21 protein-coding genes are annotated in these 24,544 nt (G+C 54.8%); 7 read left to right on the top strand and 14 right to left on the bottom strand.

Going from position 1 to position 24,544, the window contains the following annotated elements; genetic code table 11:
* The gene (locus F3J38_RS17705; RefSeq protein WP_167140619.1) at nt 1-990 is read right to left on the bottom strand and encodes an ABC transporter substrate-binding protein; all 990 of its coding nucleotides are present in this window, start codon (nt 988-990) and stop codon (nt 1-3) included.
* Nucleotides 991-1,015: 25 nt separating this feature from the next.
* Complete coding sequence (locus F3J38_RS17710) at nt 1,016-2,083, bottom strand: ABC transporter ATP-binding protein (RefSeq protein ID WP_167140621.1); 1,068 nt, start codon at nt 2,081-2,083, stop codon at nt 1,016-1,018.
* A gap of 193 nt (nt 2,084-2,276) precedes the next feature.
* Between F3J38_RS17710 and F3J38_RS17715 the strand changes: the two genes are divergently transcribed.
* Nucleotides 2,277-2,495: a hypothetical protein gene (locus F3J38_RS17715; protein ID WP_167140623.1), complete on the top strand. Its 219-nt coding sequence runs from the start codon at nt 2,277-2,279 to the stop codon at nt 2,493-2,495.
* Nucleotides 2,496-2,576: 81 nt separating this feature from the next.
* Here F3J38_RS17715 and olsF read toward each other — a convergent pair whose 3' ends face one another.
* The 6 genes from olsF to F3J38_RS17745 all read right to left on the bottom strand — a co-directional run bounded on the left by olsF (nt 2,577) and on the right by F3J38_RS17745 (nt 9,180).
* Entirely contained in the window at nt 2,577-4,295 is a 1,719-nt protein-coding gene (olsF, locus tag F3J38_RS17720) for a bifunctional ornithine lipid synthase OlsF (protein WP_167140625.1), read from the bottom strand.
* A 263-nt stretch (nt 4,296-4,558) separates the two neighbouring features.
* Nucleotides 4,559-5,263, bottom strand: a complete 705-nt coding sequence (locus tag F3J38_RS17725) for a proteasome-type protease (protein ID WP_167140627.1) — start codon at nt 5,261-5,263, stop codon at nt 4,559-4,561.
* Nucleotides 5,264-5,281: 18 nt separating this feature from the next.
* Nucleotides 5,282-6,082, bottom strand: coding sequence for a transglutaminase family protein (locus F3J38_RS17730; RefSeq protein WP_167140629.1), 801 nt, complete (start codon nt 6,080-6,082; stop codon nt 5,282-5,284).
* Nucleotides 6,079-7,008, bottom strand: a complete 930-nt coding sequence (locus F3J38_RS17735) for an alpha-E domain-containing protein (protein ID WP_167140631.1) — start codon at nt 7,006-7,008, stop codon at nt 6,079-6,081. The genes F3J38_RS17730 and F3J38_RS17735 overlap by 4 nt, the downstream gene beginning before the upstream one ends.
* Nucleotides 7,002-8,441 (bottom strand): circularly permuted type 2 ATP-grasp protein, encoded by a 1,440-nt coding sequence (locus tag F3J38_RS17740; RefSeq protein WP_167140633.1) that lies wholly within the window; start codon nt 8,439-8,441, stop codon nt 7,002-7,004. The genes F3J38_RS17735 and F3J38_RS17740 overlap by 7 nt, the downstream gene beginning before the upstream one ends.
* Nucleotides 8,442-8,565: 124 nt before the next feature.
* On the bottom strand, nt 8,566-9,180 hold the full coding sequence (locus F3J38_RS17745) for a cupin domain-containing protein (protein WP_167140636.1): 615 nt from the start codon (nt 9,178-9,180) through the stop codon (nt 8,566-8,568).
* A 264-nt stretch (nt 9,181-9,444) separates the two neighbouring features.
* Here F3J38_RS17745 and F3J38_RS17750 point away from each other — a divergent pair, with 264 nt between their 5' ends.
* Nucleotides 9,445-9,927 (top strand): YlaC family protein, encoded by a 483-nt coding sequence (locus tag F3J38_RS17750; protein WP_167140638.1) that lies wholly within the window; start codon nt 9,445-9,447, stop codon nt 9,925-9,927.
* A 110-nt stretch (nt 9,928-10,037) separates the two neighbouring features.
* Here the strand turns inward: F3J38_RS17750 and F3J38_RS17755 are convergent, their stop codons facing one another.
* The 3 genes from F3J38_RS17755 to F3J38_RS17765 all read right to left on the bottom strand — a co-directional run bounded on the left by F3J38_RS17755 (nt 10,038) and on the right by F3J38_RS17765 (nt 15,901).
* Nucleotides 10,038-11,453: an aminotransferase-like domain-containing protein gene (locus F3J38_RS17755; protein ID WP_167140640.1), complete on the bottom strand. Its 1,416-nt coding sequence runs from the start codon at nt 11,451-11,453 to the stop codon at nt 10,038-10,040.
* 94 nt (nt 11,454-11,547) lie between these two features.
* A complete protein-coding gene (locus tag F3J38_RS17760; RefSeq protein ID WP_167140643.1) occupies nt 11,548-13,638 on the bottom strand; it encodes a putative bifunctional diguanylate cyclase/phosphodiesterase in 2,091 nt (696 codons plus the stop codon).
* A gap of 160 nt (nt 13,639-13,798) precedes the next feature.
* Nucleotides 13,799-15,901 (bottom strand): putative bifunctional diguanylate cyclase/phosphodiesterase, encoded by a 2,103-nt coding sequence (locus tag F3J38_RS17765; RefSeq protein ID WP_167140645.1) that lies wholly within the window; start codon nt 15,899-15,901, stop codon nt 13,799-13,801.
* 548 nt (nt 15,902-16,449) lie between these two features.
* Here F3J38_RS17765 and F3J38_RS17770 point away from each other — a divergent pair.
* Genes F3J38_RS17770 through F3J38_RS17790 form a run of 5 tightly spaced genes read left to right on the top strand, consistent with a single transcriptional unit; the run spans nt 16,450 to nt 21,670 of the window.
* Nucleotides 16,450-17,016 carry a spore coat protein U domain-containing protein gene (locus F3J38_RS17770; RefSeq protein WP_167140647.1) on the top strand — a complete coding sequence of 189 codons (567 nt, stop codon included), beginning with the start codon at nt 16,450-16,452 and terminating at the stop codon, nt 17,014-17,016.
* A 55-nt stretch (nt 17,017-17,071) separates the two neighbouring features.
* Nucleotides 17,072-17,548, top strand: coding sequence for a Csu type fimbrial protein (locus F3J38_RS17775; RefSeq protein WP_370661732.1), 477 nt, complete (start codon nt 17,072-17,074; stop codon nt 17,546-17,548).
* Nucleotides 17,549-17,575: 27 nt separating this feature from the next.
* Entirely contained in the window at nt 17,576-18,271 is a 696-nt protein-coding gene (locus tag F3J38_RS17780; protein ID WP_167140651.1) for a fimbrial biogenesis chaperone, read from the top strand.
* A gap of 10 nt (nt 18,272-18,281) precedes the next feature.
* Nucleotides 18,282-20,723 carry a fimbria/pilus outer membrane usher protein gene (locus F3J38_RS17785; RefSeq protein WP_167140653.1) on the top strand — a complete coding sequence of 814 codons (2,442 nt, stop codon included), beginning with the start codon at nt 18,282-18,284 and terminating at the stop codon, nt 20,721-20,723.
* Nucleotides 20,720-21,670: a Csu type fimbrial protein gene (locus F3J38_RS17790; protein WP_167140655.1), complete on the top strand. Its 951-nt coding sequence runs from the start codon at nt 20,720-20,722 to the stop codon at nt 21,668-21,670. The genes F3J38_RS17785 and F3J38_RS17790 overlap by 4 nt, the downstream gene beginning before the upstream one ends.
* Here F3J38_RS17790 and F3J38_RS17795 read toward each other — a convergent pair whose 3' ends face one another.
* The 3 genes from F3J38_RS17795 to exbB form a co-directional block, all read right to left on the bottom strand.
* Nucleotides 21,671-22,993 (bottom strand): MFS transporter, encoded by a 1,323-nt coding sequence (locus F3J38_RS17795; protein ID WP_167140657.1) that lies wholly within the window; start codon nt 22,991-22,993, stop codon nt 21,671-21,673.
* 183 nt (nt 22,994-23,176) lie between these two features.
* Nucleotides 23,177-23,599, bottom strand: coding sequence for a TonB system transport protein ExbD (gene exbD, locus F3J38_RS17800; protein ID WP_167140659.1), 423 nt, complete (start codon nt 23,597-23,599; stop codon nt 23,177-23,179).
* A 5-nt stretch (nt 23,600-23,604) separates the two neighbouring features.
* The gene (gene exbB, locus F3J38_RS17805) at nt 23,605-24,333 is read right to left on the bottom strand and encodes a tol-pal system-associated acyl-CoA thioesterase (RefSeq protein ID WP_205298319.1); all 729 of its coding nucleotides are present in this window, start codon (nt 24,331-24,333) and stop codon (nt 23,605-23,607) included.
* Between the last annotated feature and the right edge of the window lie 211 nt (nt 24,334-24,544).

Raw genomic sequence — 24,544 nt, forward strand, 5'->3', positions numbered from 1 at the left:
TTAGCCGCCAAACAGCGCGGTGAACTGATCGCGCACCGTGGCATCTTCCTTGATGGCTTTCGCCACATCCGGCGTCAGCAGTTTAATTTTGTTGATGGGCGTGAAGCCTGCGGGCGCAGAAACGCGATCGTCCACCGGACGGTTGCCCTGCTCGACCACCAGCTTCTGACCTTCCTCGGACAGCATAAAGTTCACGAAAGCTTTAGCGGCGGGCAGGTTATGCACCGATTTCATGATCGCCACTGGCTCGGTCACGTAAGACACGCCCTCTTTCGGGTACACCAGATCGACTGGCGAGCCCTTTTTCTTCGCCAAAATCACGTCTGCGTCAGTGATGATGCCGTATTTATCCAAGCCGCTGGCGACAGCTTTCAGCGCCGGGCCGTTACCGCCTTGCGGTGCCACGCCAATCGCTGCCAGCTTCTTGTAGAAGTTCCAGCCGATGGTTGGCGTGTTGATGTCGGTGTGCAGCTTGTACAGCGCCGCGCCAGAGTACAGCGGGCTTGGCACGGCGATCTGGCCTTTGTTGGCTTCTACGGCCAGCGCGTTCCAGCTATCAATCGGCTGCGCGTGTTGGGTGTTGTAGGCGATGACCGTGGCGATGATTTTGGTGCCGAAGAAGGTTTTATCTTTGTCGTAGAATGACGGATTGATATGGCTCAGCGGCGCGTCGGTGTAGCTGTAGAGCTGGTTCTGATTTTTCAGCGCTCCCAGGTTGATGGCATCGGCAATCAGCAGCACATCCGGCTTCGCACCACCACTCATCATCTCGGTCTGCAACACGTTCATCAACTGGGTGGTGCCGTTACGCGTCCACTCGACCTGCACGTTGGGATAAGCGGCTTTAAACGCGTCCACGGTTTGCTGCGCGATTTCCGGCGCCTGCGAGGTGTAAATCACCAGCTTACCTGAGGGGGCATCTTCCGCCTGGCTGGTGGCGGCAATCAGTAATCCACTGGCTAACATCAAAGCGTTAAACGACGTGCGCATAGCAATTTCCCTAAGTATCTAAACGTTATGAAGGAAGGATCCAGCCGTCGCGCAGCGCCACACCAAGAGTCGCGTCAACAACGGGTAAAAGGGTATCGGACACCTGTAGCGTGATGCTGGTGTCGGGTGCCGCGACGGGCGCGACATCAATCTGGTAATGGCTGCCGCGATAGATCACGCGCTGCACACGGACGGCAAACTGGGGTTCGTCCGGCTCGGCTAAGCGGAAATCCACCGCGTGAAAACTGGCTTGGCCGTTTGGCAGCGGACGCTGCTCGGGGGCGCAACGCAAGGTAACGCGCACGCCACACAGCGTGGCGAAAGCGCGACCGTCGCCGCAGGGTTCGATATCGCTAACTGGCAGCACTTTGCCGTCATCAATAAATCCGGCGACCATTGCATTGGCCGGTTCACGCCACAGGGTTTGCGGCGTGGCGAATTGCATCACGCGGCCTCCGTCCATCACCACAATGCGGTCGGCCAGCGCCATCGCTTCGTGCTGGTCGTGGGTGATGTAGAGCAAAGTGGCGTGGCTGTGGCGATGGAAGCGGCGGAACTCCTCTTCCATGGTGGCGCGCAGATGTACATCCAGGTTGGCAAGCGGCTCGTCCAGCAGCACCAGCGTCGGCTGGGCAACCAGACAACGAGCGAGCGCCACACGCTGACGCTGACCGCCAGAGAGATCGGCTGGACGGCGCGCGGCAAAATTTTCCAATCCCACCAGCTCCAGCGCCTGCTGCGTACGGCTGTCACGCTCATGGCGGGCAACACCATTGACCTTCAGGCTATAGGAGACGTTTTCTGCCACCGTCATGTGCGGCCACAGTGCGTAGCTCTGAAACACCACGCCAAGCTGACGATCCTCCGGTGGCAAATGCACACCCGGTGCAGCAAAGCAGCGTTCGCCGACGTGGATTTCACCGGCATCAGCGGTTTCAAAGCCTGCCAGCAGACGTAATAAGGTGGTTTTTCCGCAGCCCGAAGGACCGAGCACGGCGATAAATTCGCCCTGCGCAATCTGCAGAGAGATATCCTGAAGTACCGGCTGGGCGGCGAAGGATTTGCACAACCCGCGAAGTGTGATCGTTGCCATGTTTCTGGCCTTTATCTGACAGTCCGGCTAAGACCCTACGACACGACGATGACGATTACATGACATTGGCAAGTGATGTTGATTGCGCTTAAAAGGACCTACATTTTGTGGATGATATTAGGTAGTGTGCTGAACGAGACGCCATTCGTTTCACTGGACAAAATTAATCCAGACTAACAAGGGACTAAGATAAATGCCGAAGGATTACGCAGCTAAAATGCGGATAGGAAAGCGCATCATGTACAGCCTGATCGACGCTTCCGGTTCGATACTGGGTGGAGCATTAGTCATGCTCTGCTGCTACTGGTTTTTCCATTTCGAAAGCTGGCATGAGCGCTTTATTGCGATCGGGCTGTCAGTTTTAGTGGTGTATATTATTGGAAAAATTTTGCCTGAGCGGCCCAATCAGTAACAAAAAAAATCCGTATTCAAGCTGACTTGAGTACGGATTTCCAGATGCTATAAAGCAAAGCCCCTAGGGTTTCCCCTGCCTCTATTCCGCGCTCTCAGCCTGCAGATGCATACCGATATAGCGCTCATATCGTGATGGCTTGACGCGTGACAGATCCACCAGCACCAGCCCGTCGATACAGTTGTTGAAATCGGGATCGCTGCCGAAATCGATAAACTGCACGCCGCCCGGTTCGCACACTTCGGAGTATTGCTTGTAGAGCGTGGGAATCGCGGTGCCGAGGTTAGCCAGCAGATGTTTAAGGCGGCGCAAATCTTCCGTGTAATTGTCGCCGGTGAACTGCGCCAGCACTTCCGGCAGCGAAGCTGGGTAAGGACGACGTGACTTCGCCAGCGGTAGCTCCGTGGGGAAATACATGCGGTAGAACGCCACTAACAAATCGCGTGCCGCCAAGGGCATGCCGCCAGAGATCGACACCGGGCCAAACAGATAGCGCGTTTCAGGGTATTTGGCGATGTAGGCACCAATCCCCATCCACAGGTAATCCAGACCGCGTTTACCCCAGTAAGCGGGCTGGATAAAGCTGCGCCCCAGTTCCAGCCCCTGATTGATGATCGGCAGCATGCGCTCGTCATAGTGGAACAGGCTGTCGCTGTAGATACCTTCCAGACCACGACGCTCCAGCTGCTCAGCGCCCGGAATAAAGCGGTAAGCCCCCACGATCTCTAGCGCATCGTCATCCCATAAAATCAGGTGGTAGTAATCGTCATCGTATTTGTCGAGGTCACGGCGGCGACCGCTGCCCTCGCCCACGGCGCGGAACGCGATTTCACGTAAGCGACCCAGTTCACGCAGCAGCGGCACCCAAGTCGCGCCGTTACGACGCCACAGGTAGATCTGTTTGCCATCCGGCAGCGAGCCCAGACGCTCACTCTCCATCAGCGCCTTTTTCAGTTCGGCCCGGTCTTCCGGGCGCGCAATCGCCGCTTCGGTCTGGAACAGGCCGCGCCGTCCCTGACCGATGCGATAGAGATGCTTGCGCAGCCGCTTCGCCAACTCTTTACCTGGCGTGTGACCATCGTGCCAGTTAGCAAATGGGATCTGCTCGCCAATGTGCAGCTTGATGCGAGAACCCCGCTGGCGGAACATCTCGCGCACCAGCATCAGCAGTGCCAGCGGTGAGGCAATTTTTGCCGCTGCGTAAAAGGCGAGACTATTACGCCCGACCACATGTACCGGAACAATCGGAGCACGCGCACGCGCAGCCAGACGCAGGAAGCTATGGTGCCACTGATTATCACGCACGCCACGACTCGAAAGACGTGACACTTCCCCCGCAGGGAAGATAATCAGCGCACCTTGATTGTCGAGGTGCTGCTGCATGCGCGTCAGCTGTTCACGACTGGTGCGGTTACCCATGTTATCTACGGGCAACATCAGGTTGTTGATCGGTTCCAGCATCATCAGCATGCGGTTAGCGACGATCTTCACGTCGCGGCGCACCTGCGAAACCGCCGCCAGCAGTGCCAGGCCGTCCAGTGCCCCCAACGGATGGTTCGCGATAATCACCAGCGGGCCGCTGGTGGGGATCTGCTCCAAATCGCGTTCACTCAGCTCACAGCGCACATCCAGGTGCTCCAGTACTTGCTCGACCATATCCACCCCTTTCAGGTGGCGATAACGGTCAGCAAAGGATTGGAATTCATGTTCGCGAACGGCCCACTTCAGCAGGTTTTTCTGCCAGTTCGCGGGGTGATGGCCTGGCCAGTAAGTATCGAGAAGCTGATCAACAGAGAACATCTTTCACCTTTTGTGCGCAGCGGTTTATGGCACCGAAGTTAAAGGGGCTTGTTTTCAGATTTATGACCAGTATAGAAGCGGAGCGGAAAAAGCGTGGGCGAGAAGGTTGCGCGATAAATTGCGTAATGCCGTTCACTTAAGCCAATGAGTGATTATTTAGCCCGGTACGCATGAATGCGTACCCTACGAAAATCACACGGAACAATGTAGGGTCGCCATTAATGGCGACCGAAACGCACCTAAGCCAGTGAGTGTGTATTTAATTACAGTTTTAACGGCGGCAGCTGAGAGAATACGCTCAGCAAACCTTTGCTCCACAACTGACGAATCTGCGAAAAATAGGGATGCTGTTCAGTGATGTGATGCTGCTCGTTATCGCTGAAACTGTCGGTGTGATAGACCATCACATCAAGGGGTAATCCCACAGAAATATTACTCGCCAACGTCGAGTCCATGGAAATCAGCGCGCACTGCATCGCCTGGCTGAGCGGGGTTTCATAGCGCAGCACGCGATCAATAATCGGCTTACCGTATTTGCTTTCACCAATCTGAAAGTACGGGGTATCGACGCTGGCTTCGATGAAATTGCCCTGCGGATAGATTTGGAACAAGCGAGGCTCTTCACCGCGAATCTGGCCACCCAGCAACAGCGTGCCGCCAAACTCTTCACCATCGCGCTTGATCACCTCGCGCAGTGTTTCGCCCACCAGCAGTGCAATGTCATACAGCGATCGTCCATTGAGTAAATTGGGCTGATCGTTGTCGTGGCTATTACGCCGCAGCAGGCTCATCACGCTTTGCGTGGTCGCCAGATTACCGGCGCTTTGCAGCACCAGCGTGCGTTCATCATCTACCTGAAACACGTGCAATTTACGGAACGAGGAAATATGGTCGACGCCCGCATTGGTGCGTGAATCCGACACAAAAATCATCCCTGACGATAAACGCATTGCCACACAATAAGTCATAGTCACGCCTGCAAAAAATTACTGCTGCGCATGCACCTGCTGCACCGCGGCCACCGCCAGCATATCTTCACCGCCACCACCCAGACGCATACCGCGTACCGGACAAGCATCGAGATAATCGACGCCCACTGCCAGACGCAAATGCTGACGCGTGCTGCGGGTGTTATTGGTGATATCAAAGCTGTGCCAACTGCCATCGAGCCAGGCTTCAACCCAGGCATGCGTGGCAACGTGTTCAACGTTATCAGTATAGAGATAACCGCTGACATAGCGCGCCGGAATACCCAAGCTTCGACAGCAGGCTAAAAACACGTGGCTGTGATCCTGGCAAACACCGCTGCCCGCCGCAAATACTTTCGCTGCGGTATCACTCACCTGCGTGCTGCCGGGCTGATAAGGCATTTTCAGCAATAGCTCGCCCATCAGTTTTTCCAGGCTCATCAATGGTTTCTCAGCGTGCCAGTAACGCAGCGCAAAGTCGCGAATGGCAGCATCTGGCAAGGTCAGCGGCGTCGCACGTAAAAAGACTAACGGTGAGAGCGTAGACTCCGGATCGGGTGACAGTTCCCCGGCATCCAGAATCTCCACCACACCGCGCGCCGCAATCTCCAGCTGCTGATGTGGCGTATCCAGCGTCAGCACATGCATCACGTTGCCATAGGCATCCAAGGTGCGCGTGGCTTCACATGGCAGATCAAGATCCCATGACAGGATCTGCTGGTGCACCGAGTTTTGCGGCGTCAGGCGCAGATACTGGGTGCTGAGTTTCACCTGCTGCTCATAGGCATACCAGGTTTTGTGCTCGATGTTCAGTCTCATTTCGCCTCCAGATAGGTTTGATTGATGCTTTCCGCCAGCGCATTGATCTGCGAAAGAAAGTGGTTAAGCCAGCTGTACAACCCTTCTCGCGTCAAACTTTCCCAAGTGCTGAAGCGCATTTCGGCCAGCAGCACCGTGACCAGATAGCGTGGGCGATCCTCGCCACTGCTGCCGATCTGCTCCAGTTGGATCGCGATCTCTTCAATGCAGGAGTGCAGCGAGCGCGGGCTTTCACTGCGCAGGATCAGCATCTCATTCACCAGATCCGGCATCAGTTGCTGCTTGAAGATCGCGTTGTAGGCTTCGCGCGCCGACACCGCGCGTAGCAGTGAGTCGAGGCAATAGTATTCGCGCACCGAGTCTGGATTTTGCTCCAGTAGCTGCTGATTCACACTCAGCAGCCGCGCGGTGCCGTCACTGCGCTCCATCAAGGTACCGATGCGAATAAAACTCATCGCATCGCCACGCAGCAAGGTGCCAAACATCGCACCACGAAACAGATGCGAGCGCTCTTTTACCCAGTCAAAAAAGCTGTCGGCATTGGCGCTGGTAATGCCGCGCCGCCGCATATTGCGCATCTCGATCCACGTCGAGTTAATGCTCTCCCACACCTCCGATGACAAGCTGCCGCGCACGGCATGGGCGTTATTCCATGCCTCCTGCCAGCAGCAAAAAATACTGCTGGGATTGCGATCGTCGAGCGCAAAGAAGTTGAATAACTGCGGCATAGTGAAACGCCCGTTAATGGTTTCAAATAGCTGTCGCGTGCCGGTGAGATTGAGCGGTAACAGCAACTCATCAGCGTGGCTATTTCGCACCGGCATCAGCGAAAGCCGGTTGGTGACATCCAACACCCGCGCGAGTTGTTCTGCGCGCTCCAGATAGCGCGCCATCCAATAGAGGCCACTGGCCGTGCGGCTTAGCATGATGCGTCATCCTCCAGAACCCAGGTGTCCTTGGTGCCGCCGCCCTGCGACGAGTTCACCACCAGCGAACCTTCGGTCAGCGCCACGCGGGTCAACCCGCCAGGCACTAAACGAATATCCGCACCGCATAAGGCAAAGGGACGCAAATCGATATGGCGCGGCGCGAGGCCGTTGTCGATAAAGGTTGGGCAGGTGGAAAGCGAAAGCGTGTCCTGTGCGATGTAGTTGTCCGGTCGCGCTTTCAGCCGTTCTCGGAAATCACTCAACTCTTGCTGGCTGGCCACCGGGCCAATCAACATGCCGTAACCGCCTGCACCGTGTACCTCTTTCACCACCATTTTGCTGAAGTTGGCCAGCACGTAGGTGAGATCCTGCGGTTTACGGCACTGCCAGGTTGGCACGTTGTTGAGGATCGGATCTTCATCGAGATAGAAGCGGATCATGTCGGGTACATAGGGATAGATCGACTTGTCATCGGCGACGCCAGTGCCAATGGCATTCGCCAACACGACGTTGCCGGATCGATATACCGACAATAAGCCTGGCACGCCGAGCATCGAATCCGCGCGGAACGCCAGCGGATCGAGGAAGGCATCATCGACGCGGCGATAGATCACATCGACTTTGCACGGCCCAGCGGTGGTGCGCATCAGCACCGCACCATCTTTGACGAACAGATCGGCGCTTTCCACCAGCTCCACACCCATCTGCTGCGCGAGGAAGCTGTGCTCAAAATAGGCACTGTTAAAACGACCAGGCGTCAACACCACGACCACCGGGTCGTTCACTGGGGAGCTTTCACGCAGCGTTTGTAGCAGGTGTGATGGATAGCGCTCAACCGGGGCCACATGCTGTTCCGCAAACAGCTCTGGATAGAGCCGCATCATCATCTTGCGGTTCTCCAGCATGTAAGAGACACCTGAAGGCGTGCGCAGGTTGTCTTCCAGCACGTAGTAATCGCCATCGCTGTTACGCACCATATCGACACCGGTAATGTGCGCATAGATGTTGCGATGCAAATCAACGCCTTGCATACAGGGTTGGTATTGATCGTTCACCAGCACCTGTTCGGCGGGTACGATCCCAGCTTTGAGGATGTGTTGTTGATGGTAAATGTCGTGGAGAAAGGCGTTGAGAGCTTGCACACGCTGGCGGATGCCACGATCGAGCATCGCCCATTCACCAGCCGGTATGATGCGCGGCACGCTATCGAACGGGATCAACCGCTCTGCGCCGCCATCGTCCCCATAGACGTTAAAGGTGATGCCCACGCGATGAAACAGCAGTTCCGCCTCTTCACGCTTACGCGCCACTGCCTCTTTATCCGCCTGTTGTAACCACTCCCAATAATGCTGATAGTGCGGGCGGTGTTGGCCATCGCTCAGCAACATCTCATCATAGAAGTGTGACGCTATCTGGTAGCTTTCTTTCATGATTTACCCGGCGCTTGTCAGAGGACCTGTATCCTCTCCTGCACAAAGTGTGCCAGAGGCTCATGCCCCAAACGGCACACGCGCCCCGATAGCGGAGCAGCGCCGGATAACCATGAATTGCACCTTACTGGTGCATTAACTGCTGCGCAATTGGCAGCCAGATATCCGTCATCGCTCCCTCGCCGCCGGTGAAGGGATCACGGTGTGGGAGCGGCACGCGCGCGATTTCATCTTTCGCGGCGCGCAAACGAGAAGGCTCATCACGCACAGTTTCAGGCGACATCCCTTCAGGATAGGCGCCAACGGCGAAAAAATCGTCCGAGGCAAACACCTGCTTATGGCCGACACCGGCCGGGATCAGCACCGCATCGCCTTCACGCAGCGTCACCATGCGGCCACTGTCACCGCCAAACAGGACTTCAGCCCAACCCGACGCCACACCCAGCACTTCATGGGTATTCGGATGGTAATGGGTGTAGGGAAAGATCGGTGCGCGCCAGGCTGCGGGCCAGCCGTTCTCCGTAAAGGTTTTTTCGAACCAGGCCGCGCTGTCACTTTGCTCTTCTTCATCATAGTCCGGCGCAATACCGGGCCAAATAATCAAGGGCAGTAAGTTATTAGGCACGCCACCAGAAGGTTGCGATAGCATCAGATGTTGCGGATTACTCGATGAACCTGCTGCAAAGGTACCGGCGGCGAAAGACATCAGTAACATCAGGCTGGAAGTGTTGGCAGTCATACTCTTTCTCCGGGAAGCCACGTTGCTTAATTGTGGCAAAGCCGGGCGGCATTGCAATGTGCGCCCACCGACAAAATTCACATAAAAGAATGATTTACCTTACTAAAGCCAAATTAGTTGGCAACATATTTAACATTTTGTGGCGGGCAAAAGTTGGCGCCATCCATCTTGAGAAACTGTTATAAAAAAACACGCCAGATCTGTATCTGATTCACTTCACTGTTATGTGCTTAACTGGCAGGCAGTGATAATTAGAGGTGAACAATGGACACGATCAAACAAATCCTGCTCGATGAAATCGCCACGCTGAACCGTGAAGGCCAGCGCGATAATCTGCCCCGCTTTAGCTTCTCTTTCCTGAAAACCCACCCTGGGCTATGGGCCATCATGTACCTGTGTTACGCGCTGTGCGTGGCGCTGATCTTCTCCACCGACATGCTCGGCTGGCCAGCATTCTGGTTTGCCACCGTGTTTGTGCTGGTGATGAGTTTTCTGATGCTGATGGATATCAATCCCAAATATCGCTTTGAGGATATCGACACCTTGGATCTGCGCGTTTGCTACAACGGTGAGTGGTATTACGTACAGCCAGTCTCACAGCAAGCGCTGGATAAGATTATTGATAATCCCGGTACGCCAGACAGAGTACGCAGCGGTATCGATCGTTTGATGAAGCAGAAAGGCGAAGTCGATTTTTACGATGTGTATTATCTGACATGGGGCCATAAGCAGGCTTCAACTGTCTGAATAATAGCCATTAATCGGAGGTGCGCATAAATGCGCACCCTACGACCGCATCAGCAATGTTTCCGGAATACGCACCTTACAATCGCATGAGCAATTTTCCGGATCGCCATTTAAGGCTGCCGCAGTTCGGCAATCAATTTGCCCAATGTTTCCACCGCCGCCTCGGCACGTGCATCCCATGGCCAGGCGGTATTGAAGCGGAAGCAGTGGCTGAATCCTTCGCTACCTGAAAAGAGCTGGCCCGGCGCGATACTGATGCCCTGCTTCAAGGCCAGATGATACAACTGCGTGGTGTTGATCTGCCCCGGCAGCGCAATCCACAGGAAATAGCCGCCGGGGGTATCGCTGATCTGGGTTTCCGCAGGTAACACGCGGCGCAGCGCCTGCTGTGCCTGCTGTTTACGCTTCGCCAGCGTCTGACGCAGCTTCTTCAGATGCGTGTCATAGCTGCGCGTGCTGAGGAAATCCGCCAGCGCCAGCTGCATCGGCGCACTGGTTGAAAGCGTGCTCATCAGTTGAATACGCTGGACGCGCTGCGCATGACGCCCGGCGGCGACCCAACCGACACGAAATCCCGCCACCAGATTTTTCGAAAAGCTGCCGCAGTGCAAAACATTGCCATCTTGATCAAAGGCTTTGGCGGGTAGCGGCTTGTCGTGCCCACTATAGAGATCGCTGTAAACGTCATCCTCAATCATCGCCACTTGATAGCGTGCCAGCAACGCCACCAGTTGCTGCTTACGTTCGACGCTGAGCGTGTACCCAAGCGGGTTTTGCCGATTGGTCATCAGCCAGCAGGCTTTTACCGGCCAACGTTGCAGCGCCTGCTCCAGCTCCGTGAGGTCGATACCCTGTTCAACATCGCTGGCGATGGCAATCGCGTTCAACTTCAGGCGTTCAATGGCCTGTAACGCACCGTAAAAGGAAGGATTCTCGATCACCACCCAATCACCCGGTTCTGTCACCGCCTGGAGGCTGAGATTGAGCGCCTCCATTGCACCGTTGGTGATGACAATATCGTCTGGCGACAGGGTAATACCCTGCTGTGCGTAGCGCTGGGCCAGTATTTTGCGCAGCGCTTCATTACCTGGTGGCAGGTTGTTAAGCGCATCGGTGGATTTAAGGCTGTGCGAGACTTTAACCAGCGAACGCATCAGTTGGCGTTGCGGAAAGAGTTCAGGATCGGGGAAGGCGGAACCAAACGGCATGATGGCCGGATCGCGCGTCGCTTGTAGCACGTCAAAGACGAAACTGTTGGTATCAGCCTGGTCGGTCTTCGCGATAGCTTGGGTAGGAAGTCGCGGGCGACTCTCCGCCGCGCGCGGTGCAACGTAGTAGCCAGACTGCGGTTTGGACAGGATCCAGCCTTGGCTTTCCAGCACTTCGTAGGCGTGCATCACCGTCATCAAACTCAGGCCACTCTGCTCCGCTTGCTGACGTAAGGAGGGTAGCTTTTCGCCAGGCGGCCAGATGCGCGCTTCGATTTGCGTCCGTAACTGGTCAACCAAATGCTGATATTTCGCCACCCGACCTCCGATGTATAGGATTTTGCGGGGCTATTTTCCCCTACCCAATCCTCTCCCGCAAGCGAGAGAGGGGATTGTTGGGCAAGGATTTTGACTACGAAAGCTGCGCCAGCTCCCGCTCATCTTCCACAAAATTCGGCAGTTCGTGGATACGGTCGGGCGGCACCGGTTTGCCTAAGAGATAACCTTGTAGCGTATCGCAGCCAAGACCGGTGAGAAACGCCTGCTGATCCTGCGTTTCCACTCCTTCCGCCACCACTTTGAGATCCAGCGATTGTGCCAATGCCACGATCGCCGAAACGATGGTGGCATCCTCGGATTTTGCCTGCAGCTCATTCACAAAGGCGCGGTCAATTTTCAACTCACTGGCCGGTAAGCGCTTGAGATAGAGCAGGCTGGAATAGCCGGTGCCGAAATCATCAATCGAGGCTTTCACCCCCATGTTGGTGAGTTCGGTAAGAATACGGACACTCTCTTCCGGATCACGCATGGCCGTGGTTTCTGTGACTTCCAGCGTCAGGAGCTCAGCCGGAATCTGATGTTTCGCCAGCGCTTGTGTCACGGTTTCCACCAGATTGCTCTGCTCGAATTGCAACGCAGAGAGATTCACCGCCACCGACCAGTGCGGATGGCCCTGCAGATGCCAGCTATGCAACTGACGGCAAGCTTCGTTGATCACCCAGTTACCGATATTGATGATCATGCCGGTCTTCTCAGCAATCGGCAGGAATTTATCCGGTGCCAGCAAACCACGCGTAGGATGTTCCCAACGTAGCAATGCTTCAAAGCCGATGATTGGGCCGCTCGGCGCACAATATTTCGGCTGATAGAACAGACGCAGTTCACCGTTGTCCAGCGCTTGCCACAAGTCATTGTTGAGCTGCAACTGGGACTGTGCCAGCGTGTTCATTGAGGGCTGGAAGAAGTTGTAACCGTTACGGCCGTTATTTTTCGTGTGGTACATCGCCGCATCAGCGTTGAACATCAATTCGCGTTCATCTTTGCCATCGCCAGGATAGACCGCAATGCCAATACTGAGTGACACCACCAGCTCATAACGTGAGATATCAAACGAGCGATCGACCGCTTTGACGAGGGCATCGGCCACGGCTGCCGCATCGTTGGGCTCATCGATCTCAATCAGCAGCACAAACTCATCGCCCCCCATACGCGCCAACGTGTAATGGCCCTTCATCTGACCAATCATGCGTTCGGCAACCGCAATCAACAGGTTATCGCCCACGTGGTGGCCGAAAGCATCGTTGACCGCTTTGAAACCGTCGAGATCCATAAACATCAACGCGAACTGCGACTTCTCGCGGTTGGCTTTATTGATAGCCTGTTCCAGACGATCTTCCAGCAAAATGCGGTTTGGCAGGCGCGTGAGATTATCGTGTAACGCCAACTGCGCCAGTTCACGATTCGCTTCTGCCAGCGAACGGGCGAGGATAGAGGTGCGTGCCTGCATCCGCGCGTCGAGCATCGAGACCAGCAGCGTGATCCCTAGAATCGCCAGTGTAACCACCGTGACCAGTATCGCCAGCCAGTTGCTATTCACCCCCATATGGGTAGCGTGGCTCATCATCGGGAAATCAGCCGCCGCCATGCCGGTATAGTGCATACCTGCAATGGCACAACCCATCACCACCGACGCACCGAGACGCAGAATCGTCACGCGTCCATGTCCTTCACGCAGGTTAAAGGCCAGCCATAGCGCGGCGCCCGATGCCACCAGCGCAATCACCACGGAAGCCGCAACCCAGCCCCAATTCCAGGTGATGCCCGGCGAGAACATCAGTGCCGCCATGCCGGTATAGTGCATCGCCACCACGCCAGAACCCAGTACAAAGGCGCCGCCGAGCAGTCGTCGCCACGGCAAATCACGTGATGAACACACCAGCCACAACGCAAAGATCGAGGCCAGTATCGCGACCACCATCGACGTTGCAGTCAGCAGCGGGTCGTAACTCATCACCATGTCGAGACTCATCGACAGCATGCCGATGAAGTGCATCGCCCAGATGCCCACGCCCATGGCGAATCCGCCGCCAAACAACCAAACCAGCGCCACCTTGCCGGTTGAGGAAGCTACGCGTCCTGCCATGTCTAGCGCAGTAAACGAAGCCAGCATTGCCACCAGAATCGAGACAATGACGGTAAACGAATCGTACGAAGTCACTAACATAGTGATTTCCCATGTTAAAGCCGTTCTAAATCAGCTGTGGTGTAATAAATAAAGAGTCAATTTAATTGGTTTTATTGTAGAAATTATCGGCAGGGTCGCTGCCGATTTGAGTCTTTGAACGATGAAACCTTCCGATGCGGAAGAAAAATAAAATTGTGGGTTACGCACCCGCCAACGGCAGCACAGTATCAGAAAATGCCAGCGGTACGTTAAGTGATGCGGTAAATTCACCGATGCGATCTGCCGGGGTCGGTTTGCCCAGTAAATAACCTTGCAACGTGTCAAAACCGAGGCCGGTCAGCAAACGTTGCTGCTCCTCTGTTTCCACCCCTTCTGCCACCATGCGCAGGTTAAGACTTTGCGCCAGCGTCAGCATTGCACTCACGACCGTGGCATCTTCGCTGTCAGCACGCAGGCTGTTGATAAAGGCACGGTCGATTTTCAGTTCGGTCGCTTCCAAATGCTTGAGGTGCAGCAGATTGGCGTAGCCAATACCAAAGTTATCAATCGCGACTTTCACACCAAGCCGATGCAGTTCGGCAATGCGTTGCTGGCTGAACTCCGGATCGCGCATGGCGATGTTCTCGGTGATTTCCAACATCAACGCCCCTTCCGGCAGTTGATGGCGCAGCAAAGCATGGCGGAGGGTGTCGATCAGATCGCGCTGATGAAATTGCAGTGCCGAAAGGTTGACTGACACACTCCACTCTTTGTTGCCTTCATCGTGCCACTGTTTCAACTGGCGACAGGCTTCGTTAATCACCCAGTTACCCAGCGCAACGATTTGCCCGGTTTTTTCCGCGCGAGGCAAGAACATGTCTGGCATCAGTAATCCGCGGCGTGGATGTTGCCAACGTAGCAAGGCCTCAAAGCCCATTAACACCGTGCCGCCAGCACGGAACTTTGGCTGATAGAACAGGCACATCTCTTGATATTCCAGCGCATTCCACAGGTCATTGGCCAGCGCCAACTGATGCTGTGCCACAGCGCTCATGACAGGTTCAAACAGGCACCAGCCGTTGCGGCCACTGTGTTTGGTGTGATACATGGCAGAGTCCGCATTGAACATCATCTCCTGCTGGCTGCGACCATGCTCTGGGAAGGTGACGATACCAATGCTGAGCGATACGCGCAGCGAATAGCGATCCAACTCAAAGGGGGCATCAATGGCACTAACCAGACACTGTGCCAGTGATGAGGCTTGCAGTGCGTTATATTGTGGGCAAAGCAGAACGAACTCATCGCCACCCAGTCGTGCCAGCAAAATATCCTCGCCAAGTTGCACACGCAGACGCTCAGCCACGGCGATCAGCAAGCGGTCACCCACGTGATGACCCCAGGTATCATTGACGGCTTTGAAACCATCCAGATCCATAAACATCAGCGCAAAGGTTTCGTCTTGCAGGGTCGCCTGTTTAATCTGCGCGTTGAGCTGCTGTTCCAGCATGACTCGGTTCGGCAGCGTGGTGAGATTGTCATGCATCGCCAGCTGACGCAGTTCATTGTTGGCACGTTTTAGTTTCGCGGCCAGTCGTGAGGCGCGCAGTTGCGCATCCAGCATCGAAACCAACAGCGTCAAACCGAGAATGGTTAAGGTAATGATGGTCACCCAGACCGCCAGCCCTTCTTCACTGACACCATGGAGATGGCTCATGGTGCTCGGCATCGCGTACTCTGCGGCTGCCATACCGGTGTAGTGCATGCCCGCGATAGCAATCCCCATCACTAACGCAGCGCAGACGCGCATCATCAGCACGCTCTCCCCCTGACGCAGATGGAAAGCCAGCCACAATGCCGCGCCGGAAGCCGCATAGGCAATGATCACCGACAGCGCCACGAGTAGCGCATCCCAGCGGATCGCCGGTTCAATCATCAGCGCGTTCATGCCGATGTAGTGCATTGCCACCACACCGCTGCCGAGTATCAAGGTGCCGCGCACTAACCGACGCCGAGTGAGATGGCTGCCCTGCACGCCCTGCGCAAAAGCAAAGATCGACGCCACAATCGCCACCAGCAGAGAAATCGCCGTAAGAGGGATGTCGTAACGCATTGTCATTGGCATCATCATGGCCAGCATGCCGATGAAGTGCATCGCCCAGATGCCAATTCCCATAGCCGTGCCACCGGCCGCCAGCCACAACTTCGCCAGACAGCCACGCGATACCGCCACGCGCCCGGCAGTATCCAGCGCAGTAAAGGCGGCAATAAAGGCCACAATCAGTGAAACCGTAACCAGAACGCTATCCCAGGTAACCAGCAGCATGTGCGCTCCTAAACTCCACCTGCCGCAGAGCAGGTGCTATAAAGTCAAAAAAGGTCAAAGAAGATGAGAACATTGATTAAGGGCGAGTAATGGCTGCACACGATGAAGCAGAGAGCAGAAACGATCCAGATAATTCTGCAGGTACCGCACTGTGTTTTTTTATTTTCATCATCTGTCGCAGCCAGAAAAATTAATAATATCTGATTAATGCACGAACATAGCATTGAACCGTGGGTCGCGGTAGAGGGTTAAATCACTGGTTGTTTAGTTTTTTTAACACGTCGTTATCCCTTGTAGACCCTAAGTTATCGGCGAAAAGTGTGAATTGATTAAGGAAAAATCTAAGCGCAGCATCACAACCACTGATTTACTGATCTATAGTAAAGAAAACTGATATAAATCATAAACCCACCAGCTAAGATTATTCTTAGGTGGTGGGGTCTTAACAAGTGCGCCTAATCGCGGCTTTTGAATGAATTTGGATTCAATCGATAAATGTGTCACCAGGTGGAAAAGCACTGACCTTGGATAATCAGTAAGGAATGATTATGAAACTCAAGCTTTTTCTTTTGGCTTCCAGCCTAACCATGGCGTTGCCTGTTACGACTTATGCAGCGTCAACCACCGGGACCATTGCCGCCACGCTGACGTTGACCACCGGGTGTTTGGTCAATGGTCAGTCCGCCACCACCGGCGTTAACTTCGGTAGCCTGAACTTCGGAACCAGCGCCGCAACCTTTGATTCATTGGGTGCGACATTAGTAGGTTCATCCGGCAACGGTATCTATGTGCGCTGCACCACTGGCCAAACCTTTAATGTGCAGGTGACGGGCAGTAACACGGCACCCGCCACGGTCTATGGTACGGTGAGCACGCAACCTCGTTATCTACGCCTCGGTTCGGACAATACCCAAGGGATCGCCTATACCATTTACAGCGATGCTGCTTACACCACCGCCATTGCCAACAATACTAACATTGCCGCCAGCGGCACCACGGACGCCACGCTCGGTACCAACTACGCCATCTATGGCCGAATTGTCGGTGGCGGTTACAACCCGATCATTCCAGCAGGTACCTACACGGATACCATCAACGTCTCCGTGAACTACTGATTTGGTCTATTGGAGTTAACCAGTGGCGTTAATCCGTCTGCGTTATACGCCGACCGTGATTCTGCTGCTGTGCAGTGCATCGGCCTGGGGGCTGCCGACGGCATCCTTCCAGGTCTCTGCCTCCATCGTAGCGGGATGCGTGGTCTCAGGCACGAATACCGGCGTGTTTGGTACGCTTGATTTTGGTACTCAATCGGGGGTTTCCAGCAGCAGTGTCAGTGCCAGTTATGTGCAAAGCACCACGATCACGCTCGCCTGTACACCCGGCACCAGCCTGAGCATGATGATCAATGGCGGGAGTAACTACACCACAACACGAAATCTAAAACAGGCAACGTACGGTAATACCGTCGCTTATTACCTCTACTCTAATGCCGCCCGGACGACGGCCATCCCTGTCAATCAGGCAGTTGCATTGACTTATAGCAACGCGAACAGCATTACGTTGCCGATTTATGGTCAGTTGCAGCTGCCTGGCCCTACGCGTGCAGGGAGTTACACCGATACGCTCACCGTGACCCTGAGTTGGTAACGGATTTATTGATGAAGGATTCTGACTATGAGATCGCACGCCCTCCTCCTTGTGTGTCTGGCTACATTGATGCCATTGGCGCATGCCGCTAACTCGGTCATGATTTGGCCGATAGACCCCGTGATCAACCCCGACGATAAAGCAGCAGAACTGTGGCTGGAGAATCGTGGTAATGCCACCACGATGATGCAGGTTCGCGTGTTTAGCTGGCAGCAGGTGAATGGCCATGACCAGTATCAGACACAGCAGCAGGTTGCCGCCAGCCCGCCGATGGTACGTATTGATGCAGGCCAGAAGCAATTGATTCGCCTGATAAAGCTGTCACCGGTACCTGCAGGCAAGGAGCAGGCTTATCGTGTGGTTTTGGATGAAATCCCTACGCCCAAAACGCCTTCGCCTAATCAGGCAGGACTCAATTTTCAAATGCGCTATTCAGTGCCACTTTTTACCTATGGCAATGGCATCACCGCCGAAAGCGCAAAACCACAGCTTAGCTGGCAACAAGTGACCCAGGACGGTAAGCGCTGGTTGCAGATCACCAACCAAGGTGATGGACATGCTCGCCTGAGTAATCTCAGCATTGGTGGCCGTGGGCAAGGTCAGGGCCTATTTGGCTATGTCCTGGCACACGGAAGCAATCGCTGGCCGCTGAGTACCGCCGTCAGTGGGGAATTGCAAACAGAAGTGAATAAAGGGCACTGGCGTGGTAACGCTAGCCAGTAAGCGCTGACCGATGCGGCCACTTCCTACTCCCTGTGCCTTAGCCGTTGGTAGCGTTTTGTGCTGCCTGTCGCCCGTTGCCGCGCTGGCAGAGTCTTATTCGGAACTGCCCCCTCCCCCCACGCTGGAAAACAATGCCAGTGGTCAGCAACTGCTGCTTGAGTTGGTAGTAAACCAGCAGGCACGCGGTCAGATTGTTCCCGTCAACGTACGCAACGGGGATTACTGGGTGCGCAGTGCCGATCTGCAACAGGCGGGGATACCGGCAGAGAAGCTGAATGGGCAGCAGGTCGATGTGAACCAACTACCAGGCAGCCAGGTGGAGTATGACAATCAACGCCAGCGGCTGCTGTTGAGCGTTCCTGCCGGTTGGCTGCCTAATCAGAATCTGGGAGGGGCCACCAATGGCCCTCGCTATCCAGGACGGAGCAGCAGTGGCTTGCTGTTTAACTATGACCTCTACGCGACGCGGACCGGCTCAGCGGGTTCACGCCTTTCTGGCTGGAATGAGCTGCGCTACTTTGGCAATCAGGGGCAAATCGCCACCACCGGCGTCTGGCAACAGCAGTTAGAGGGCGAAGCCATTGGTCAGAACAAAGGCTACATCCGCTACGACACCTGGTGGAGTAATGAGGATGAGAACAACATTGTCAGCTGGCGCTTAGGGGATCTAACCACCGATGCTCTTGGCTGGAGTAACAGTGTACGTCTGGGCGGCATACAGTTTGGTCGTGACTTTGGTCTGCGCCCAGATTTAATCACCTACCCGCTTCCGGCGTTTTCCGGGCAGGCAGCTGTCCCCTCAACGGTTGACCTGTTTATTAATGGCTATCGCTCTAGTCAAAATCAGGTGCAGGCAGGGCCGTGGTCAATCACGAATGTGCCCTTCGTCAACGGTGCGGGCGAGGCTGTGGTCACCACGACAGATGCCCTTGGGCGACAGGTCACCACAACGTTACCGTTTTACGTGGCCAGCACGCTGCTGAAAAGCGGGCTGTCAGATTACTCGGTAGCCGCCGGTGCGCTACGCCGAAATTACGGTTTTGAAAGCTTCGATTATGGCGCAGCCGCCGCCAGCGGATCCTATCGTTATGGCCTGACAGACTGGCTTACCGTGGAAGGCCATGCAGAAGGCAGCGATAGTCTTGCAACCGGCGGCGTCGGTAGCGTAGTCCGCCTCGGAAGTTTGGGCGTGGTTAACGGTTCTGTGGCAAAGAGCCAGATGTCGAGCCAGCCGGGCACGCAGTACAGCTGGGGCTATCAGTACAATAATTCCTGGTTCAATCTGGGGATGCAACAAACCCTACGCAGCAGCCAGTATGGCGATCTCGCCTTAGCGAGCAGCCAAGGGTATGACAGCACCAATAACAGTTACACCCTCGCACGGCGCAGCAGCCAGTATAACGCCAGCGTATCGCTGGCCGATTACGGCAGTCTTGGCGCGGCCTATATTGATATCTCATCCTCCGATGGTGAACGCACCCGGTTATGGAATCTTTCATGGAGTAAGAATCTCTGGGGTAACAGTAGCCTGTACGTCTCTGCCAGCCGCGATCAAAGCAGCGGTGAATGGAGTGGTGCCATTTCTCTGATGATTCCATTTGGGGAGCGATCTTCGGCGTCCTTCAGTGTTGAGCGTGACCAACAAGGTGGCAGTGCGCAGCGCGTTTCAGTATCACGTGCCATGCCAACCGACGGCGGCTTCTCCGCTGACGCTTCATGGGCAAACCAGAGCAGCGATAGCGGGCAGTATCGCCAGGCCAGCTTGCGCTGGCGCAATAATAAAATCGATACCTCGGCGGGCTTCTATGGCGACGATACCTACAGCACGCAATGGGCCGATGTGACCGGTTCACTGGTGATGATGGATGGCGGAATTTTTGCCGCCAACAGCATTAATGATGCCTTTGTGCTGGTTAAAACCGACTATCCCGACGTCACCGTGCGCTACGAAAACCAGTCAATGGGCCGCACCGACAAGCAAGGTTATTTGCTGGTGCCGTCAATTAGCAGTTATTACGCGGCGAAATACGATATCGACACACTGGATCTGCCTGCCGATATGACCGCGCCCAGAGTTGAGCAGCGATTTGCTGTCAAACGCCAGAGCGGCTATCTGCTTAACTTCCCAGTTGAGCGCTTGCGTTCCGCCAGTGTGATTTTGCACGACCAGACCGGCAAACCTCTGCCGCTCTCCAGCCAGGTATTGCGCGCCAATCATGGCACCGAATACATTGGCTGGGATGGCATTGTCTGGATGGAAGATCTCAGCGCACATAACCCACTGCAGGTTGTCACACCGGATGGCCGCAGCTGTGAAACCACGCTAGAGATTGCGAATGGGCAGCCCAAAGCGCTGCAAACTTATGGTCCATTGACGTGTTCATTACCGCCCCTGCCTGCAGGCGCGGCGGTGCCATCGAGCGCTGATGCTGAAGCCGGAATATCACCATGAAAAAGATGATGCTGTTGCTGATACTGTTAGTCTGCCCTGCGTTAAGTTACGCCGCCTGTACCACTGCGGCGGCCACGGCAACGTTTCCGGCTGTTAGCACCCTCACCGCCGCTTCGACAGCCAATCCCAGCTCCACCACAACGTATGTTAACTGTGGCGCATCGCTGCTGACGCTGGGGGCAGATAACTACATCGCTTATCAATTCAGTGCAGCCACCAATCTCTCAGGTACACGCGCAACGCTGAAAAAAGACACCACCACGGACAATATTCCCGTCAGGATGTGCATCGACAGTGCGTGCAACAATGAGTTAGTTTATGGCGGCACCTATACCTACAACTCGACGGCGCTGGGTGTGTTGTCAGGGGTAGCGGGAAGTCTGAACTTCCCTATTCCTCTTTATTTCACCACGGTCACTGGACAGACAGTCGCGGCAGGCACCTACACTGTGGGGATTACTATCACCGCGACCTATCGCGTCTGTGTCGCCGTGGGCTGTCTGATTGTACAAACGGGCACGCTCTCCATTCCCATCACGTTGACCTTGGTGCTCAGCAACGATTGTTCAACCATTGTTGCTCCCGCGTTGAGCTTTGGCAGCGCCCCCTTAGTCAGCAGCTTTTCTACTGTGAGTCAGACCATCAATGTGACCTGCAGCAAAGGAAGCACCTACACCGTGGGGTTAAGTAATGGCAGTTATTACAGCACCACGCGCAACATGGCCTCGGGCACCAATCGACTGGCTTATGAGATTTACAAAGGAACCAGTGGCACGAACCGCTGGGGGCCGAGCGGCACGGAACGCTGGAGCAGTACTACGGCCACCACACCTGCTACGACCGGTACCGTCAGCGCATTTACCTACACGGCGCAGATCCTTTCAACACAGCTCACGCCAGCAGCAGGGTCCTACACTGATAGCGTGACTGTGGATTTGTCATTTTAGTTACAGCGGAGCACTCACAGGCGTACCGGTATGGCGCGCCTGATACTGTTTCACCATACGGCCAATCAACAGCGTACCGATCAATCCGCATACGGCGGCGAATGACAGCCAAACGCCAGGCATCGCTTTATCCCCGGTGGCATGAATCAAATAGCTGGAGATCGCTGGGGTAAAGCCACCAAACAGGGCCGTAGCCAGGCTATAAGCCAATGAGAAGCCTGATGCGCGCACTTCGGCCGGCATGATTTCTGCCAGATAAACCACCATCGCGCCGTTATAGCTGGCGTACAGAAACGACAGCCACAATTCGGCTTCCACCAGGTGTGCGAACGTGGGTGAACCAACCAACCAATGCAGGACCGGCCAAGTGGTCAAAATCATCAGGATGGTGAAGATGATCAGTAGTGGGCGGCGGCCGACGCGGTCAGACAGTGACCCCATGACGGGCAGCCAGATTAAATTGGAGATGCCAACAAACAGCGTCACCATAAAGCTCTGTTCATCACTCATCATCAGCACGGTTTTACCGAACGTCGGGGTAAAGGCCGTGATCATGTAGAACATCACGGTGGTGGTCACCACCATCAACATTCCTGCCAGCACCAATGCCCAGTTCTGTCCCACAGAGCGCATAATTTGCCCCATGGAAGGATGATGCTTACGCTGACTGAACGCTTCAGTTTCTTCCAGCATGCGACGGATCCAGAACAGGAACGGCACAATCATGCAGCCCACCACGAACGGAATACGCCAACCCCACTCTGTCACGGCGTCCTTCGCCAGCAAATGATTCAGGCCAAGACCCAGCAGTGCAGCAAAGATGACCGCCACTTGCTGGCTACCAGACTGCCAACTGACATAGAAACCTTTACGCCCTTTTGGCGCCACTTCCGATAGATACACCGACACGCCACCCAACTCGACACCCGCCGAGAAGCCTTGCAGCAGGCGCCCGAGCAGAATCAGAATCGGCGCGGCGGCGCCCAAAGTGGCATAGCCGGGCACTAAGGCAATGGTTAGCGTCCCTACCGCCATCAAACCCAGCGTCAGCAGCAGCCCTTTACGACGTCCGTGATGGTCAATGTAAGCCCCAAGGATAATCGCGCCAAGCGGGCGCATCAGGAAGCCCGCACCAAAGGTCATCAGCGTGAGCATCAGTGAGGCAAAAGGATCATCTCCGGGGAAAAAGGTTTTGGCGATCGCGGTAGCGTAATAGCCAAACACCATGAAATCGTACATCTCAAGAAAGTTACCACTGGTAACGCTAAAGATAGTTTTGGCACCGCCTTGCGATGGCTTTTGTAAAGATTGACTCGCGCTCATATTGTCCTTCCTGGGTTTTTCTTCCGTTGTAGCGGGTTGCGCCAGGAATAGATGTGATCGCCTTCACCATTGCAGTTTACAAAGGTGAGACCAAAGGTAACAAGAAATTAACAACTTAGTATTAAGGCAAATAAAAAGGGCCGCTGTAAACAGCGACCCTTATGAGCAAGAAATTAATGAAGATTAACGCTTCACCGTTTCCATGCCCATCAAACCAATCTTCAAATAACCTGCTTCACGCAGCTGATCCATGACGCTCATCAGCGTTTCATAATCCACTGATTTGTCTGCCTGGAAGAAGATAGTGGTGTCTTTATTGCCTTCAGTTTGGGCCGTCAGCGCATTCACCAGCGTCTCTTTAGTCACTGCGTCGTTGCCGATGTAAATCTGCTTATCTTCTTTGATTGACAGATAAACCGGTTTTTCCGGACGCGGTTGCGGTGCACTGGTAGAAGCAGGCAGGTTCACGCGCACATCCACGGTGGCTAATGGCGCGGCGACCATAAAGATGATCAGCAGTACCAACATGACGTCGATAAACGGCGTCACGTTGATTTCATGCATTTCGCCATCGCCTACCGAGTCATCGTTTAAACGCATCGCCATAATACTTATCCTACGCGCAGTTTCTGTGCCGCCGCTGGACGGTTGGCTTCTTTCGCCGTGTCCACGTTGCCGAGATCCAAATCACGGCTCTGCAGCAGCATCACCTGAGCGGCAACATCACCTAACGAAGCTTTGTAGCTGGCAATCATGCGAGCAAACACGTTGTAAATCACAACCGCAGGGATCGCAGCGACCAGACCGATAGCCGTGGCCAGCAGTGCTTCTGCAATACCTGGCGCCACGACGGCAAGGTTGGTGGTTTGTGTTTTGGCGATACCGATGAAGCTGTTCATGATGCCCCACACAGTACCAAACAGACCGATAAACGGAGCAACCGAACCGATGGTGGCGAGGAAACCATTGCCACGACCGGCATGACGGCTAAAGGCCGCTACACGACGATCCAGACGGAAGCTGGTGCGCTCTTTAATCCCATCAAGATCTTCGGTACCGGCTGAGAGTTCCAGCTCGTTCTGTGCATCGTTCAGCAAAACAGCACTGTGGCTGTTGCTGGTGAAGCTTTCAGCGGCGCGGTAAGCATCGTTAAGGGATCGGGCTTCGCCCAGCGCCTGCTGTTCGCGTTTCAGGCGGCGTTTCGCCCCGCTCAGCTCAGCAAACTTGCCGAAGAAAATCGCCCAAGTGACAACCGATGCCAGTAACAGGCCAATCATCACAATTTTTACCACGATATCGGCATGCTGATACATGCCCCAAACGGAGAGGTCCGTTTGCATCAAATCACTGGCTACCACGCTGCATCTCCAACTTCTGTTGCACAGTTCACGATTGAAGCGCGGATCATAGCAAAAAAATTGAGCGAAGTGATAGTAGTTCTCATTACTATTTACAAACCTAAGATGCTTTTTTTGACCTCAATTTTGACAATGTTTTACAGAATGCTGGCTGCAATCTGATAATCCGCAATCAGGATCAACCCAGTGCGCC

It is taken from the genome of Candidatus Pantoea formicae (assembly GCF_011752625.1).
Lineage (GTDB): Bacteria > Pseudomonadota > Gammaproteobacteria > Enterobacterales > Enterobacteriaceae > Pantoea > Pantoea formicae.